The organism is Pseudoalteromonas citrea (genome assembly GCF_000238375.3).
Lineage (GTDB): Bacteria > Pseudomonadota > Gammaproteobacteria > Enterobacterales > Alteromonadaceae > Pseudoalteromonas > Pseudoalteromonas citrea.
The window spans coordinates 581,472-598,714 of sequence record NZ_AHBZ03000021.1; the positions used below are offsets into that span (position 1 = coordinate 581,472).

Annotated in this window: 15 protein-coding genes; 5 read left to right on the forward strand and 10 right to left on the reverse strand. The window is 40.9% G+C overall.

Features of this window, described 5'->3' with window-relative positions:
* Nucleotides 1–8 precede the first annotated feature (8 nt).
* The 6 genes from PCIT_RS14455 to PCIT_RS14480 form a co-directional block, all read right to left on the reverse strand.
* A complete protein-coding gene (locus tag PCIT_RS14455; RefSeq protein WP_010365001.1) occupies nt 9–533 on the reverse strand; it encodes a MotA/TolQ/ExbB proton channel family protein in 525 nt (174 codons plus the stop codon).
* On the reverse strand, nt 533–1,897 hold the full coding sequence (locus tag PCIT_RS14460; protein WP_010364999.1) for a MotA/TolQ/ExbB proton channel family protein: 1,365 nt from the start codon (nt 1,895–1,897) through the stop codon (nt 533–535). The genes PCIT_RS14455 and PCIT_RS14460 overlap by 1 nt, the downstream gene beginning before the upstream one ends.
* Before the next feature lie 7 nt (nt 1,898–1,904).
* Nucleotides 1,905–2,675, reverse strand: coding sequence for a DUF3450 domain-containing protein (locus PCIT_RS14465; RefSeq protein WP_010364997.1), 771 nt, complete (start codon nt 2,673–2,675; stop codon nt 1,905–1,907).
* Nucleotides 2,676–3,085: 410 nt separating this feature from the next.
* Nucleotides 3,086–3,727 carry a CatA-like O-acetyltransferase gene (locus PCIT_RS14470; protein ID WP_010364995.1) on the reverse strand — a complete coding sequence of 214 codons (642 nt, stop codon included), beginning with the start codon at nt 3,725–3,727 and terminating at the stop codon, nt 3,086–3,088.
* Between the two features lie 84 nt (nt 3,728–3,811).
* Nucleotides 3,812–4,852 carry a Leu/Phe/Val dehydrogenase gene (locus PCIT_RS14475; RefSeq protein WP_010364993.1) on the reverse strand — a complete coding sequence of 347 codons (1,041 nt, stop codon included), beginning with the start codon at nt 4,850–4,852 and terminating at the stop codon, nt 3,812–3,814.
* 331 nt (nt 4,853–5,183) lie between these two features.
* Nucleotides 5,184–6,710 (reverse strand): fumarate hydratase, encoded by a 1,527-nt coding sequence (locus PCIT_RS14480; protein ID WP_010364992.1) that lies wholly within the window; start codon nt 6,708–6,710, stop codon nt 5,184–5,186.
* A 157-nt stretch (nt 6,711–6,867) separates the two neighbouring features.
* Between PCIT_RS14480 and pabB the strand changes: the two genes are divergently transcribed.
* The 3 genes from pabB (at nt 6,868) to PCIT_RS14495 (ending at nt 10,274) form a co-directional block, all read left to right on the forward strand.
* Nucleotides 6,868–8,229, forward strand: coding sequence for an aminodeoxychorismate synthase component I (gene pabB / locus PCIT_RS14485; RefSeq protein ID WP_010364990.1), 1,362 nt, complete (start codon nt 6,868–6,870; stop codon nt 8,227–8,229).
* A gap of 14 nt (nt 8,230–8,243) precedes the next feature.
* Nucleotides 8,244–8,807, forward strand: coding sequence for an NUDIX hydrolase (locus tag PCIT_RS14490; RefSeq protein ID WP_010364988.1), 564 nt, complete (start codon nt 8,244–8,246; stop codon nt 8,805–8,807).
* Between the two features lie 90 nt (nt 8,808–8,897).
* Nucleotides 8,898–10,274 carry an L-serine ammonia-lyase gene (locus PCIT_RS14495; protein ID WP_010364986.1) on the forward strand — a complete coding sequence of 459 codons (1,377 nt, stop codon included), beginning with the start codon at nt 8,898–8,900 and terminating at the stop codon, nt 10,272–10,274.
* Between the two features lie 106 nt (nt 10,275–10,380).
* Here the strand turns inward: PCIT_RS14495 and PCIT_RS14500 are convergent, their stop codons facing one another.
* Entirely contained in the window at nt 10,381–12,066 is a 1,686-nt protein-coding gene (locus tag PCIT_RS14500; RefSeq protein WP_010364984.1) for a sulfatase-like hydrolase/transferase, read from the reverse strand.
* Between the two features lie 227 nt (nt 12,067–12,293).
* Between PCIT_RS14500 and PCIT_RS14505 the strand changes: the two genes are divergently transcribed.
* Both PCIT_RS14505 and PCIT_RS14510 read left to right on the forward strand, forming a co-directional pair.
* Nucleotides 12,294–14,027, forward strand: a complete 1,734-nt coding sequence (locus tag PCIT_RS14505; protein WP_010364983.1) for a CocE/NonD family hydrolase — start codon at nt 12,294–12,296, stop codon at nt 14,025–14,027.
* Nucleotides 14,028–14,202: 175 nt separating this feature from the next.
* Nucleotides 14,203–15,144, forward strand: a complete 942-nt coding sequence (locus tag PCIT_RS14510; protein WP_010364981.1) for a hypothetical protein — start codon at nt 14,203–14,205, stop codon at nt 15,142–15,144.
* A gap of 96 nt (nt 15,145–15,240) precedes the next feature.
* On the opposite strand, the gene PCIT_RS14515 is transcribed toward PCIT_RS14510, so the two are convergent.
* The 3 genes from PCIT_RS14515 to PCIT_RS14525 are packed head-to-tail and all read right to left on the reverse strand — an operon-like array spanning nt 15,241 to nt 17,148.
* Nucleotides 15,241–16,053, reverse strand: a complete 813-nt coding sequence (locus tag PCIT_RS14515) for a DUF4198 domain-containing protein (protein ID WP_010364979.1) — start codon at nt 16,051–16,053, stop codon at nt 15,241–15,243.
* Between the two features lie 3 nt (nt 16,054–16,056).
* Nucleotides 16,057–16,545, reverse strand: coding sequence for a DUF2271 domain-containing protein (locus tag PCIT_RS14520; protein ID WP_010364977.1), 489 nt, complete (start codon nt 16,543–16,545; stop codon nt 16,057–16,059).
* Nucleotides 16,546–16,572: 27 nt separating this feature from the next.
* Complete coding sequence (locus tag PCIT_RS14525; protein ID WP_010364975.1) at nt 16,573–17,148, reverse strand: PepSY-associated TM helix domain-containing protein; 576 nt, start codon at nt 17,146–17,148, stop codon at nt 16,573–16,575.
* Nucleotides 17,149–17,243 lie beyond the last annotated feature (95 nt).

The window sequence follows — 17,243 nt, forward strand, 5'->3', positions numbered from 1 at the left end:
TTCTCTCTCTAGTGATGTGGCAGACTGTCCACAAGGCTTGCTTTAGCCACTTTCGCTCTTGCTTCAAGGCGAGTGCTAAAGAAAACACCTGACAGTGCCGCAACCATTCCAGCCATCGTTGGTACCGTTGCCATTGAAATACCTGATGCCATCAAACGTGCATTACCAGTACCTTGGGTAGCCATAGTTTCAAAAACTGTGATCATACCTGTTACGGTTCCTAGTAAGCCTATTAATGGACACATAGCTACCAATGTTTTGATAATCAACATACGCTCATCTAATTTCTCAGACGCTTCAGAAATCCATGCATCACGAATTCTGTGTGCGTACCAAGACGTTGTGTCTTGGCGGGCATCCCACTTAGCTACAATATCCGCTTTCATTTTCGGGTATTCAGCTAGTAGGAACCAATAGCGCTCTATCATTAAAACCCACATAAGAAAGAGTGCCATCGCGACCACGTATAATACTTGGCCGCCTGTGCCAACAAAATCCCTGATAGATTCCCAGGTCTCCATCAGGACTAGCATTAGGCTTTCTCCTTCTCCGCGTGCGCTGCAACGATGCCAGCACTTTGCTCGTCAAGGATATGTAGTACAGATTTACTACGGCCTGCAACGATAGCGTGTAATAGGATTAGAGGTAGAGCAGCAATCAAACCTAGAGCTGTAGTTACTAGCGCTAGAGAGATGTTACCTGCCATGATTTTCGGATCACCAGTACCAAATAACGTAATTGATTCAAACGTCATGATCATACCTACAACCGTACCTAGTAGACCTAGTAAAGGTGCGATAGCTGCAAGGATCTTGATAATGTTGATACCCGCTTCAACACGTGGTGTTTCACGTAAAATAGCTTCATCAAGTTTCAACTCAAGGTTTTCAACGTCTTGGTTTTTATTATCTTCGTAAACTTTTAAGATACGACCAAGTGGGTTATTCGCATTTGGAGAATTAAGATTTCTCAGTTGTGCTTTTATCTTCGAGCCTACTAAGAATAAATCAATAAATCTAACAAGCGCAATCAATGCACCAACAGCAAGTAATGCAGTGATGATATAACCAACTTCTTGACCTTGATGCCAACGTTCTTCAACGGTAGCACGCTGCGTGTTCAAGCGTAAAATTGAGCCACGAGTCGGATCAACATAGAACTTAGCGTAAGAACCAGCTGAAGTCCCTAGAAGTTCATTTGCTTGGTTAAGTACATAACCGTCAGGTTGCTTACCTAATGGTACGATTGCTTTGTTAGCTGCATCATAAAGTACATAGCCGTCTTTAGTAACAAGGTTGAAATTACCAACACGCGTTACTTGTTTAACTTTTACTTCACCACTTAACTCAGCTACCTGAGCTTCAAAAGTAGATACCTTTGCAGATTCAGTCATCTCAGTTTGGAAAGCAATCCAAAGCTCTTCTAACTCACGAGTAGTTGGAAGTTCTTTAGCGGCTGCCAATGAACGAAGTACTTCAGCACGACCTGGCTTTTCAGCACTTACTAGTGATGCTTCAATTGAACCAATTGCTTCTGATGCAGAACGACGAACAACACCGAACATCTCACCTAAAGTACCAGTGGCATTGTTTAGTTCAACTTCTTTTTCAGCAAGTGTAATTTCGTTTTGCTTAAACTCATTACCTAAACGCTTACCACGTGCTTTTTCAGCCGCTAGCTCACGCTTAGCTTTATTGAATAAAGCTTGTTTATCAGCACGTGCAGATAAGAACTCTTGCTCGCGCTTTTTGTTAATGCTGCCTTCAGAAATACGCGTTTGCTTTACTTCTTGAAGGATTTTGTCTAGTGCTTCAGTATTTGCATGAGCATTAAGCGCGGCACCTGCAGAAACAGATAGTGCTGCAGCAACTGCAAAACCTTTAAATAGTTTCTTCATTTTTATATTACTCCGCGCCAAAGATTGGTAATGCAACAAGATCTGGGGCTGCCTGATTACGAGCGATACGGATCATATCTTTAATCGGCTTAAGGTATTCTTCACCTAATACATCCCACTGTTTTGCATCGTTGTTCCATACCCAAGCGTGTTTCATATCAAATGATTGCGCTACGTAAGCAATACGACCTAAACGTGCAAAATCAACGTTAATATTCTTACCGTCAATTTCTAACGAACCTTGTGACGATGCAATACCTGAACTGTAACCAGTTTCAACAGTATAAGCTTCTAACACTTGGCGGAATTTCTCTGAAGTACTTATTTTTGAATTAGAAAGCAAACCACGAAGTTTTTCAACTCGACCCATACGAGTATCAGTATCAAACGGAACGTCCGCTTTGATGAATTGCTCAAGCGTATCGATCATGCGATACATCAAAGGCACAACGTCTTGTTTGGTCTTTTCGATTGTTCCGATCTGACGGTCGAAAGACTCGATACCTGCGCGTTGGTCCATAACCAAACGCTCAACGTGATCATTATAAACTTTAAGAAGTTCAGTTTCGTCTACAACACCACGATATTCGCCGATCAATTCTTGAGTTTGACCGAAGATGTTGTCGATTTTTTCTTGAGACTTTTGAGCAGCCTTTTGAGTTTGTTGACCTACTTTTTGCAAGTCGTTCAAAGGATCTGCAATCACATTGCTGCTTGCAAATGCTGTAGCACCTAAAAGTGCTGTAGCTACAAGACTCTTTCTGATTTTAACAGACATAGTTCCCAACCAATTAAGTAATGTTACTTTTATAATTTTATCACTCTTTACAGAGCAACCCTGATATCTTTTAACAGATATCAACTGTCCAATAATGCTAAATGCAAGTCCATGTGTCAACTTCAAGGGCAAAACAATTTTTGTTGACAATAAAAAATAAACTCGATGTAAAACAAAAAATTAACACTCATTTTTTGACGCAAAGCCTGTAGCCTTTGATTATAAAGCAGTTACGCCACATTATTTACAATTCATTACAACACAACATAATATTGTAATGAATTTATAAAAAACGTAAAATTTGAACTTAACTCTATGATTTTAAAGAGCTGTTAAAGTTGCATTAAAAAAAATTATTGCTATTTTTTCACTGGCAGCTAGCGAAGCGTTAAAGCGACTAAAAAACAACCTCAAATTGTACACAACTTAAGTACTTGCTTTTCAATTTGAGTAATAAACTTAGCTACATGTAGACCATCCATAAGACCATGATGCACTTCTATATTTAAAGGAATAGTCCCTGCTTTTTGCTCAAACTTACCAAATACAAACTTCGGAATACCCTGCTCTTGAGTATTGCTGCAAAAAGCATGACTAAAACTGGTAAATTTGAACCATGGTAATATTGATACATAGATTTGATTCAACTCCTGTGCTCTAGATAAAAAGAGTTCATTTAATAATGGTAATTGAAGGTGAGTGCCTTTTGATACGTCAGCATGGTGCGTGAAAGCCGACAACTCTGAGTGATAGCTCAAAGGCACAAATCTAAATGTATCATCTGCTTTTAAAAAGACAGTACTAAGTGTTACCTGCTCTGTCACGACAATGTCGTTTTGTCGAATGCGGTATCTAATAGGCTCATACGCGCTAACAGCTTGAGACAAGCAATATAAATAACAATAAGTAAAAGAGACCTTATGCTTTTTGGCAAAGTCATATAGCTTGCCAACTTGTAAATCAACTGTCACATTAAAATAGGGCTGACTGAAATCTTTATAAAACTCAAAATGTGCAGCTCTAGGCCAAGTAGTCCGATTTATCACTTTCATGTGTTTTCCAATAAATAGCTGCCAACAAAAAAGGACATGCTAAGCATGTCCTTTTTATCATTAAGTCAATATTTACTAACTCAATTATAGACCGTTACTTATAATCTCTTGTGCCAACTCATCAGCAATAATGTGCGTTGACTTTTTCTCAGACTCAGAACGCGCAAAAATTTCTGCCAAAGTGTCAAAAATTCCTTCAACATGCTTAGTCGCTAGCGCTTCGTTATACCCTTCTGGCTTTGTCTCGTAATAAACGTTAATAATTCCACCAGCATTAATTACATAATCTGGCGCATAAAGTACGCCCTTTTCACGTAGAATTTCACCATGACGACATTCTGCCAACTGGTTATTTGCACAGCCTGCAATAATATTCGCTTTAATTCGTGGAATTGTTTCATCGTTAACTGTCGCACCTAAAGCACATGGCGCATATACATCTACGTCTAAGTCGTAAATCTCATCAATGCCTACAGCTGTTGCTCCAAAATCGGTCACAACTCTATCTACAGATGCTAGATTTATATCCGTAACAAACAACTCAGCACCCGCTTCATGTAAATATTTACACAATCCATATGCAACAGCACCAAGGCCTTGCACTGACACTTTAACACCTGATAAATCTTGATGGCCGTGTTTATGTTGATATGCTGCCTTGATACCTAAAAATGTACCTAAAGCAGTAAATGGTGATGGGTTGCCACTTTTACCTTCAAGCCCCAAAACGTAGTTTGTTTCTTGATTCATAACCATCACATCACCGGTCGTGATATTCACATCTTCAGCTGAATAGTAGCTGCCACCTAAACGTTCTAGATGACGACCAAATGCTTTGAATAGCTCATCCGATTTAATTTTCTTTGCATCGCCGATGATCACCGACTTACCGCCACCAAACGGTAAACGTGCTACCGCATTTTTATATGTCATACCTTTAGATAAGCGTAATACGTCATACACGGCGTCTTCATCTTCCGCGTAATCCCACATACGACAGCCACCTACAGCAGGTCCTAATTTGGTACTGTGAACAGCAATTATTGCTTTTAGGCCTGAAGCTTCGTCGGCACAAAATACCACTTGCTCATGATTATCAAATTCAACTTGGTTAAAAACAGCCACTTTATAGTTCTCCGAAATTTTAGCCCCTTAGGGACGAGTAGCGCTGAAACTGGCAAAACTCTATCACTATCTGTTTTACGTTACTAGGAAATGAGATGATCAACCTACAATTTGAAACATATTCAAATACTCAATGCTAGAAAACAACCATTTCAGCATACTTTAACCGAAAAGTGATTTAAAAATGACTGATGTAGTTAAAATATCTTTAATCTGCGCAAGGTCACTTTACGTTAACGTAAAGTGATTTAACCATGTACAGATATAATTACAAAAAAACCGCATTAAAGTTGCCTCAAATGCGGTTTTTAGTCTTTATTATTTCACGAGCTTACTTTAGCTTGCTATCAAGCTCTTCGATTTTTGCTTTCCAAATCGCTGGGCCCTGTTCATGGGCATTAGCACCGGTGCTATCTACCGCAACAGTTACTGGCATATCTTCTACTTCAAACTCGTAAATTGCTTCCATACCTAAGTCTTCAAAAGCAACAACACGCGACTTTTTAATGGCTTTAGCCACCAAATATGCTGCGCCGCCAACCGCCATCAAATACACTGATTTATTTTGTTTAATCGACTCAACTGTCGCCGGGCCGCGTTCAGCTTTACCAATCATGCCAACAATACCAGTACTTTCTAGCATTAAATCCGTGAATTTATCCATACGCGTCGCAGTTGTCGGGCCTGCTGGACCAACCGCTTCATCACCTACAGCATCAACTGGGCCTACGTAATAAATAAACTTGTTATTGAAATCAACACCCTTCGGTAAACCTTCACCCGAATTTATCATATCTTGTAAACGTTTGTGCGCCGCATCACGACCCGTTAAAATCTTGCCAGACAATAAGACCGTTTCGCCCATTTTCCAATCATGGGTGTCTTCTTTGGTTAACGTGTCTAAATTGACACGGCGTGTGTCTTCACCCACCTCCCACGTTACTTCTGGCCAATCTTCTAGTTTTGGCGCTTTAAGATCAGCAGGGCCAGAACCATCTAGTGTAAAGTGTACGTGTCGCGTTGCAGCACAATTCGGGATCATCACCACTGGCTTTGACGCTGCATGCGTTGGTGCCGTTTTAATTTTAATGTCAACGACAGTAGTTAATCCACCTAGCCCTTGAGCACCGATACCTAATTTGTTCGCACGCTCAAAAATCTCAAGACGGAGCTTTTCTTCAGCCGTTTCTGCACCGCGCGCTTGAAGTTCGTGAATATCAACTGGGTCCATTAAAGACTCTTTCGCAAGTACCGCTGCTTTTTCAGCAGTACCACCGATACCTATACCCAACATACCTGGAGGACACCAACCAGCCCCCATTGTTGGCAACGTTTTTTCAACCCATGCTGCCACATCATCTGACGGGTTAAGCATAACCATCTTGGTTTTATTCTCTGAGCCGCCACCCTTTGCAGCAATCATTACTTCAACTTCTCCGCCTGCCACCATATCAATGTGCACAACCGAAGGTGTGTTATCTTTGGTATTTTTACGGCTACCAGCTGGATCTGCTACGATAGACGCACGCAATGGGTTGTCTGGGTTCAAATACGCACGGCGAGTGCCTTCATCAACCATTTGCTGAACGGTTAAATCCGTTTGATCCCATTTAACATCCATACCAACTTTTACAAAACAGGTCACGATCCCAGTGTCTTGACACAATGGGCGTTTGCCTTCGGCAGACATGCGTGAGTTTATTAAAATTTGTGCTATTGCATCTTTAGCTGCTTTGCTTTCTTCTTTGTGATAAGCCTTCTCAAGCGCTTGAACAAAATCTAATGGATGATAAAAAGAGATATATTGTAAAGCATCTTCAATACTGTCGATGAAGTCTTGCTGACGGATCATACTCATGACGGTTCCTTAATTTGTGTTATTAACGCACTCAGTCAATAACAGAATACATCTAGACGATTGTGACGGTTAACAGTGACCTTACGGTGACTGTAGAAAACTAGATAAGTATGATACCCTCCCCGCCCGTTTCGGGCTAGTTTTCAGGTTCAAGTAAATGATAAATGAGCAAATCAATTGTAAAAAATTAGACATATCGCTATCAACTGTGGCACTTTTTGAACAATTTGCCCACTTGCCACACGCAATATTACTCGATTCTAGTAATGCACAACATGAAAACAGCCGTTATGACATCATCAGCATCAACCCTGTTCATGTACTAGAAGCGAAATCACAACACGTCTTTTTAGATGGTGAGCAAACTCACTTATCTTGGTTTGAAGCGATCAGCCATCACTTAACGCAACTATGTACAACCCCTGCGCCATTTGATTTACCATTTTGTGGAGGTTGGCTTGGATACTTTGGCTATGATTTAGGTCGCTATATAGAAAAAGTTCCACAGCTCGCTCAACAAGACATCACATTACCTGATATGGTTGTAGGCTTGTACCTTGATGCGCTGATCAAAGACACAAAGACAAATACATGGTATTACGTATCTCAGCCAACCATTGATAATGTCCAAAGCTACCTGTCGCTGATAAGTAACAAGATGACTAACCAGTCTATCAGCGCATTTACGTTAACCCAAAACTGGGGGTCAAACCTGAGCCAAGCGCAGTATTTTGAGAAATTCGCGCAGATCCAAGCATACTTAAAGAGTGGCGACTGTTATCAAATTAACCTAGCTCAACGCTTTAGTGCACAATTTACAGGTTCACCATGGGATGCCTATAAAAGGCTACAAACACAAAATAAAGCGCCTTTCTCCGCTTTTATTAATTTACCGCAAGGCGCTGTAATTTCAGTATCACCTGAACGCTTTTTATTGGTAAATAACCAACAAGTTGAATCAAAGCCAATCAAAGGAACTTTGCCAAGGTTAGTTGACCCTGACGCGGACCATCAACAAAGTATTAAGTTACAAAATAGCCCTAAAGATCGAGCTGAAAATGTGATGATTGTAGACTTGCTCCGAAATGATTTAGGCAAAGTAGCAAAACCTGGCTCTGTGTGTGTGCCCAAACTATTTCACATAGAGAGCTTTCCTGCAGTACATCACTTAGTTAGCACAGTAACAAGCGAGCTAGCTGACGGTAAAACGGCGGTCGATCAATTATATGCCGCATTCCCTGGTGGCTCCATTACTGGTGCACCTAAAATCCGAGCGATGGAAATTATCGAAGAGCTTGAACCACATAGACGCAGCGTTTATTGTGGCTCTATTGGTTACCTTAGTGCGTGTGGTCGTATGGACACCTCTATCACAATTCGAACCCTAGTATGCGATGAGCAAAACATTTACTGCTGGGCTGGCGGCGGTATTGTCGCAGATTCAGACGCACACAGTGAATACCAAGAAACTTTCCATAAAGTACAAAAAATATTGCCTATACTAGAAAGTAATGAATAGAGTTAGGAGCGAATGTGAAACTATCAGATGTCGTAGCACGGTTTCACATTCATACCGAAACCAGCAAAAAATCAATAGTAACGGGAAAGGTACGTGACAGCGCAATTCTTTTACCACTGGTAGAAAGAAACGGTGAAGCGGCTTTGCTCTTTTGTAAACGACCGGCTTACTTACAGCATCACCCAAGTCAAATTTGCTTTCCAGGTGGTAAAGTAGAACCGCACGATACGTCTAAGACCGATACAGCTATCCGTGAAACGCGCGAAGAGTTAGGTATTAACCCAAAAAATATTACACCTCTTGGGCAACTCAAAGAGCATCACACCTTAACGGGTTTTAGTATTATGCCTGTTGTAGCGACTCTCAGTAATGACACAACTTGGCATACAAACAGTGACGAAGTAGACCATGCCTTCATCATTAATATCTCTGCGCTTTTGGACAGTCAAAACTGGCAAAGTATTCACGTTGAACACGCAGGGCTCAGCCGTCAAATGGATGGATTTTTAACCCCCCATGGCTTACTTTGGGGTGCGACGGCCAGTGTAGTAAAAAACTTTATCAAACTCGTTCAATAAGCATAATAAATTCATAATTGAACTGGTTACAATTATCTTTTTTAAAGTTATGATGTGCGCCCGTTCAAAAGGCAATGTTGAGTAAAGAATATGATTAGTGCATTTGATATGTTTAGTATCGGTATTGGGCCCTCGTCGTCACATACCGTTGGTCCAATGCGCGCGTCTCGCTTATTCGTATCAGATTTACAATCTCAAGGAATCATCGAAGACGTTACAGCGGTAAAAGTAGAGCTATATGGTTCATTAGGACAAACTGGTATTGGGCACGGGTCAGGTAAAGCCGTTATTCTTGGGCTTGCAGGTTACGACCCAGAAACCATTGATGCTGATGCTGTCCCTTCAATTTTAGATAAAATAGAACAAGAACAAATCATTTATCTAGATCAGACAAAACAAGCCGCTTTTCCAAAGCAAGGTGCCATTGTTTTTCATCGAAGAAAAACCCTACCTAAACATTCAAACGCAATGGAGATCATTGCATTTAAAGGCGAAGAACGAATTCACAGTCAAGTTTATTACTCTATTGGTGGCGGCTTTATTGTTACCGATGAGCAATTTGACAGTGAAAAACAAGCCGCGTTAGATGTGAGAGCACAAAACCCAGCACCGTATTTATTTGAAAACGCTGCTGAGCTACTTACCCTATGTAAAGATTCGGGTTTGAGTGTGTCATCTTTAATGATGGCCAATGAAAAAACCCTCCGTTCAGAAGTTGATATCAAAGCCGAGTTATTTAATATTTGGCAAGTTATGAAAGCCTGTATTGAGCGAGGGATGAAAACCGAAGGTATCCTGCCTGGTGGTTTAAAAGTTCGTCGCCGTGCCCCCAGCTTATATTTAAAGTTGAACGTAGAAGACAGTAACGACCCACTGCGCGCCATGGATTGGGTCGACTTATTTGCACTTGCTGTAAACGAAGAAAACGCTGCTGGCGGGCGCGTTGTTACCGCCCCCACTAATGGCGCTGCAGGTATTTTACCATCCGTACTAATGTATTATCACACATTCATTCGTGAAGTAGATGAAGAAATTGCAACGCGCTACTTATTAACGGCTGCTGCAATTGGCATTTTATATAAAAAGAATGCGTCTATTTCTGGTGCTGAAGTGGGCTGCCAAGGTGAAGTTGGCGTTGCATGTTCTATGGCAGCTGGTGCGCTTACAGAGATCATGGGTGGTAATGTGGTTCATGTAGAAAACGCTGCAGAAATAGGTATGGAACATAACTTAGGCCTAACCTGTGATCCTGTTGGCGGCTTAGTACAAGTCCCTTGCATTGAGCGCAATGCCATGGGCGCTGTTAAAGCCATTAATGCATCGCGCCTTGCTATTCGTGGTACCGGTGAGCAAAAAGTATCACTCGACAAAGTTATCAAAACCATGCTCGATACTGGTAACGATATGAAAACAAAATATAAAGAAACGGCACGAGGCGGTTTAGCCGTCAATATTATCGAATGTTAGTGTATTGATTAAGTTACTTTATAAAAACCCAAGCCAATATAGCTTGGGTTTTTTCTGAGCGTACTATTTCATGAATCATAACTCGCGCATCTATCATTCGTTTCAGTTAATCTGAGCCATTTCTAATAGACTGCCCATGTTCAGATAACTCCAACACGAGCGCAGACCAATCATCCCCAGACTGTAATAAGTCATTTTGCTCGTTTATATCAACATTCATATCAAAAAGTGCCTGTTGCTGTGAATCGATAGACAACAGCTTATAGTCTTGATTGCGTACAGCCCAGCCAGCCACTCCATTACGCTGAAACTCAGCATAATTATATTGACGAACAGAGGTGTTTGGGACGACGTCAAACAGTGTGTCGTAGAAACTATGGCTATTATAAACCTGAGCAATATCTCTACCCGCTATTTGTGAAATGGTTGCATATAAATCCGTGCTATTGACTAAGCGACTTTCTCTGGTATTTTGCTTGTTAAGCAGGCTGCCTGAAACAAGAAGAGGCACTCTGATCCCACCTTCATACAAACTATTTTTACTATGCTGTCGCGTATACACACTTGTATCAATGACAGGTGCGGGCGTACCGTTATCACCAATAAAAATAATGAGGGTATTCTCTCTTTCTTCAGCGGGTAATGACGCCAACAAACGTCCAATTTCAGTATCCATTGCCTCTATTGCTGCTAAATAATAAGGCCGGGGGTTTTGCGCTATGTCCTCTGCAGAACCACTTAACTCAGAGCGTGTGTGTAACTCATTAGGAGGTAAATGAAAAGGTGAATGGGGGGCAACATACGCAAGCCATGCAAACCACGGGCTAGTTTGCTGTGTGATCCAATCAATCGCCAAATCGGTTACTTTACTTGTATGGTACTGGGTCACTGGCGTTTGGCTACCATTGTTTGTAAGCGTCCAATCACTGTAGTCATCTAACGTGCCTGTAATGTTACCGACGTAATGTACTACACCAGCACTATTTGGGTGAGACAAGTCGGGATCCCCACCGCCTAAGTGCCATTTACCAAATACCGCCATAGAATATGCTTTGCTAGCGTCATTTTCAGCTAAAAATCGGGGTAATGTTTTTAAACTTGTATCCATCACTGCGGGAACGAAGCTAACGCCACTATTTACGCCATGCATACCGGTCATAATAGTCCCCCGCGTTGTTGTACAAGCAGGCGTTGCCCACGCGTTATCAAAGACCACACCAGAAGTTGCTAACGAATCTAATATCGGCGTTTTAGGTAAGTCAGTCGAGTAACTATATTGACTCGACGCATCGACCCCTTGGTCATCTGATATAATGAGAATAATATTCGGTTTAGTCATAGGAGGATCACCTACCACAATAGCCGAAACCTGCGCTGTTGCTTGACTCATTATCGACTCGCTATACCCATCACCATCAACATAACTTACCTCAACAGAAATCGTGAAGTCTATTTCATTACTGGATAAAGTAATGCTATTTTGCGTACCGTCTTCTATCTCAGTATTCCCCTTGAACCACTGATAAGTAAAAGCCCCCAAACCATTACTGTCTTCTAATGTATTGGTAATAGTGAGTGTTTGCCCTTCAATTAACTCGCCAATTATCACAACAGATCCTGTTGGCGCGACATTATCGGGGATCGATGGTGTGGTAGGTGGTGTTGCAATCGGAGCTTCAATAACTGGGTCGGTGATTGGGGTTACAACCGGCTCTGGTGCAGTGTTTTCTCCAGCACCTCCCCCACAGCCGACCATGTTTATAATTAACATCATCCACACAATACGCTTCATCTTTTTCTCCACAAAATATCTACAACAAGACTAGGACAAAAATACCAACTCAGATACTCACTAATTAAACAAATCACTCGCTTGCGTCCGCCAATAAGCGTTTTCTCAAATGGACTATCTATAAGAGCTTTAGCGTAATTTTAACGTAAAGCAGCGCTTTTACCTTGCATTAATAAACCCCAAGTGATTTATTATAACATCACAAATACCAATAAAAGGGACTTGATATGCGTTTGCTTTGTCTTTCTTTATATAGCATCGTTGCCTCATTTGTTATTGCTTTACCAATCTATGCAATGACTGATCAAATTGATTTTACATGGCATAAAAAAATCAAGCTGCGAGACGACAAACATGCCGCAGCTTCCATATACAAGCCTGCAATCTTCAACGCTTCATTACCAAGTATCGTATTTATTACCCCCTATAATCGTGATGAAGCAAATAAGTACGGCACATACTTTGCTCAACATGGTTATGCTTTTATTGCTGTTGATAGCCGAGGTCGCGGCGATTCAGAAGGTGAGTTTATTCCATTTGAAAAGGACGGTCAGGATGGCTTTGATGTGATTGAATGGGTTGCAGCGCAGCCTTGGAGTAATCAAAAAGTAGCGATGATGGGTGGTTCATACCGAGGGTTTACACAATGGGCAACGCTCAAAGAAGCGCCTCCCAGTTTAAAAACCATAGTACCTACCGCCAGTGTGTACCCTGCTATCGATTTCCCATATAAAAATGACATTCCTACCTATTACGTAATGTCATGGTTGCATTTTATTTCGGGTAAAACCAACAACAGCGCACGCTTCAATCAAGCACATGTTGCGCCAATTTACGCTAAGTTACGTCGAGATGGCGCCAGCTTTAGAGAGCTAGACAAACGCTTGGGTAATCCATCGTCCATTTTTCAAACGTGGTTAGATCACCCTAAATATGATAGTTACTGGGGAAAAATGGTGCCACAAGCACAACACTATCGCGCATTTACAGGCCCTGTACTTTCAATTACAGGGCAATACGATGGAGATCATTTAGGCACCTTGAATTATTACAAAAACCTCATGTCTTCAACTCAAAACGCAAAACACCACTATTTAGTACTGGGCCCGTGGGATCACGCCGGTACACGTTCGCCCAAAAAAAATATCGACGGTATCATGGTGGGTAACAATAGTTTACTAGATTTTAAAAAACTACATTTAGCATGGTTTAATTGGACCTTAAAAGGTGAGGAGAAGCCAACGTTTTTAAAAGATAATATTGCGACTTTTAATATTGGCAGCAACCGTTGGCACTATTATCGTGATTTACAGTCGCTAAACCTACCAAACCAGCGCTTTAACCTTTCTTCAGCACACAAACAGCACAACGTTTTTTCATCAGGCTTGATGACCTCATCGAATACACTCTCTGCTGCTCCTTATAGTGAATACCAATATGATCCGCTTCATACTAAAGGTATGCCCAAATCGACTGAGCATAGTCTGACAGGCCAAAATACAGCGATGGCCATTGACAATAACGGGGTGATTTTCCACTCTCGTAAACTAAAACAAGCACTATTCTTACAAGGGCAAATCAGCCTTTCATTATGGTTATCTTCAAACATTGCGAATACTGACCTCTTTGCAATGCTATATATCATAGATAAATACGGTAAAAGTGCCCTTATTTCAGAAGACAGAGTACGGTTAAAACGTGGAGCAAATCGAGACCATAATCCAAACGAGCTTTATCAAATTAAGCTAAATAGTTTTGCCCTTGTATCACGTAAACTGCCCAAGAACAGCCGACTCAGGTTAGTGGTAACCTCTGAGCATAGCCGTTACCAAAAACATTATAATGGTGATGGACCTGTAGCAGACCAAACAGGCCAGGGGGCGATACCTGCAACACTACAAATTCATCATCATGGGAAGTATCAAAGCTCACTTAATTTACCCTTGAGCCACACTTTGTAAATGACTTACATGATGCTCTTGAGATAATCATTTGATACGTATGACAAACAATACGCTTCCAAATATATAAATTTCATGGTGCAACACCGCTTGCACTTTTTTCTCAAGCAATGCATTTATTTCTATTTTCCGATGTTATATCGTAGTAAATCTATTTATTTATATAGCGCACCCTATGCTCAAAATAATTTTTATTATTATGCTCACAAGCACAACTTTTTTGAGCTCGGCTAAACCGAGTCAATTTCTTGTATACGGGGATATGCCTTATTCTCACATAGACGCTAATATGCTTCGTAAGCCCTCTGGGTTGCTATACCAAGCCGTACAAAAAACGCCGCATGATTTTATTGCACATGTTGGGGATATAAAATCGGGTGCAGTGCCTTGTACAAACGCCATTTTAAAAGAAAACTATACACTCATTAGTAAAATGAGCCACCAGCCGTTTATTTACACGCCAGGAGACAATGACTGGACCGACTGTGATAGAAAAAACCTCACACCTCGTTACGATGAACTAGAGCGGCTGAAGTTCATTCGGTCTGAATTCTCTCACTCTGCAGTCAAACTAAACCACTATCAACGACAGACTGCACAACCAGAAAATCAAACATGGCTACATAATAATATTCGCTTCATAACTTTACATGTTGTTGGGACCAATAATGGCCGTAAGCAAATTCTTCTGTCAGATAAAAAACTTGCCCGTGAAAAAATCAATATACGAGATAAGCACAACTTAAAATGGCTACTAAGTCACTTAAATAAAGACTTGGCAGCTGCCGTCATATTTATGCAGGCTGATATATTTGTAGATCCCAAACATGACAAAGCATGCACGCAAACAAGGCAAAAAAAATGTGATGGGTTTAAACAATATAAGCAAGTATTGCATAACCTTGCCAAAGAATATGATTTCCCTATTCTCCTTAGTCACGGAGATACAAAAGCATTTTGTTTGTCGAAAAGGGCTTCTGGACTATGGCAACTTAATGGCCCTGGAGACTTTCAGTATTTAGATATTGCGAAAGTCACAATCAACCCCAACAATCAAACAACACCTTTCACTGTGCGCTCTTTACTCTCCGATAAAACCATTTCCGCTTGCAAATAATACGCTGAATGGCCAGGAATGGTTATACTGATGTAGTTCAAACTTCGTTTTCCATCAGTCATAACCAAACCTTCAGCGTGTCGATATGTGTAAAACTTAATTCAATACAGCTTCAAACGTAAAGAAAATCTGGCCGCCCATTTCATCTGCTAATGCATTATTTGTAAGTGGTTTCTTAAACTCCGCCACTAACAAGTAACGTCCTGCATCAGCGAGAGTAAACGAGATCTCCCCATTCTTATCAGACACAACTTTCAACGCATTAAGATCATTCCTATATCGCGCACCATCTTTAATAATTTCAACTTCAACACCTTGCTGAGGTTGACCATTAAATAGTAACTGTAATTGGGCTTTTTCATTTTGCGCAATATCAGAGGGGTGAGTGATCGGCTTAAGCTCTAACCCGTTATTAGTTAAACTATAATTATCATTTGGCGCATTTAATGTTACAAATGTCATCACTTGAGCCTGAGAGGCCAGCGTTGTAACATTCTTTGCTCCCTTGGGTAATTTGTCCGCTCGGGTTGCCTTGCTGGTATTACGTAACCATTGCGTACCCTCTTTTCCTGTGACCTCATAGCTAGTCCAGTAACTCACATCACTGTCCAAATACAATTTGTAAGTACCTTCTTCAGCCAAGTGAATATCAACGACGCTCTTGCGATGACCACGATAACTTGAGCTTGGGCGAGAGCGCTCACCGTTTGGGGTTATAATGGTAAACCTATCTGATCCCATCGGTTTATCGACGTTAAACGTTTCATTCGATGCCGTAACATCCGCCATGATCCATACTTTATCTTCTGCTGAGACACTAAAGTGTGTTGGTAAAATCCAACGATCATGTGCGTGCGCGGCCCCCGTAAAAGCGAGTGCCAATAAAGAGAAAAGTTTAAACTTAGACATGTTTTATTCCTTAATTGAAAATTTTATAATATTTGTTTCTGGGGTCGCTTTCAGGGTGTAAGACTGCGCTTGTCCATTTAAACTAAATTTTTGCCGTAGCATAGCTCGGCCACCATTTTCTCTTACTACCTCAATTTTTAGGCTATAGGTGCCTTGTGCTAAGGGCTGACCAGTATCATCATTGGTAGAAAAATTAACACGATAGTCACCAGCAGGACGCGTTGCAGAAGTGATAGAATCAACCAGCTCAGGTGCTCGTCGTCCTACTTTTCGCCACCAAGTACGAATATCTTTAAGCCACTTAGCCCCTTCACGCCACAGTAATAACGTACGCACACTTTTACCTGCGTCGTCCTCAATCCAAACCGCAACATAAGGGTTATGATACTCCCCTGTTTGTTTTGCTAAGTTGATTGATAGTTCAATTTCTGTACTCTGCGCTTTACCAATAAGAAATAACGCTACAACCAATACCACCCATTTTTTTATCACTTTACTTCCTCGAAAAATCAAACAGTACTACACATAAAATACATAGCAAAAAAATACCGCTAAGGTCGTTACTAGACTTAACGCTAAAGTTCTATTTACGCGCCGCTGTGCAAGTGCCAAAACAAAACCTGTAATACTAAATAAAATAATTAATATGGCGCTAGCATCGATTATAAAGCGCCACAATGCCCCGCTATTACGACCCTTATGCAAATCATTCAGCTTTGCCCACACACCATAATTGGTTTTTTCTACAAATGCTTCTGCGCTTTCTAAATCGATCGTAATGGCTAAATGTGTGCCGGGTCCTTTGTCACTGATAAATAGCTCATAGTCATCTCGTTCTAAAGTAAATCTTTTTCCACTAAACCAGCTTTGTTGGTGTAAATAACTTATCAGTTCGCCCTGATGTTCTACTTCAAGTAATGACAGGGGAAGCTGAAGCTCTAATTCGTCAACATTTGCTTCATTGTCTATAAACCACTCGGGGTGATTCAACGTTATCCCTGTAATAGAAAAAAACACCATCAAAGTTAATAACGCCATAGAAACATAAACATGGATCAGACGAGAATAATTAAGGAAAGATTTATTAATACGCACTACAGATTTCCTAGATTTTTAATTAATGGTGGCCTTGTTGATCAAATAGCTAACTACCAATCAATTTCTCAGCTTTAACTCTGTTGCTGATATTT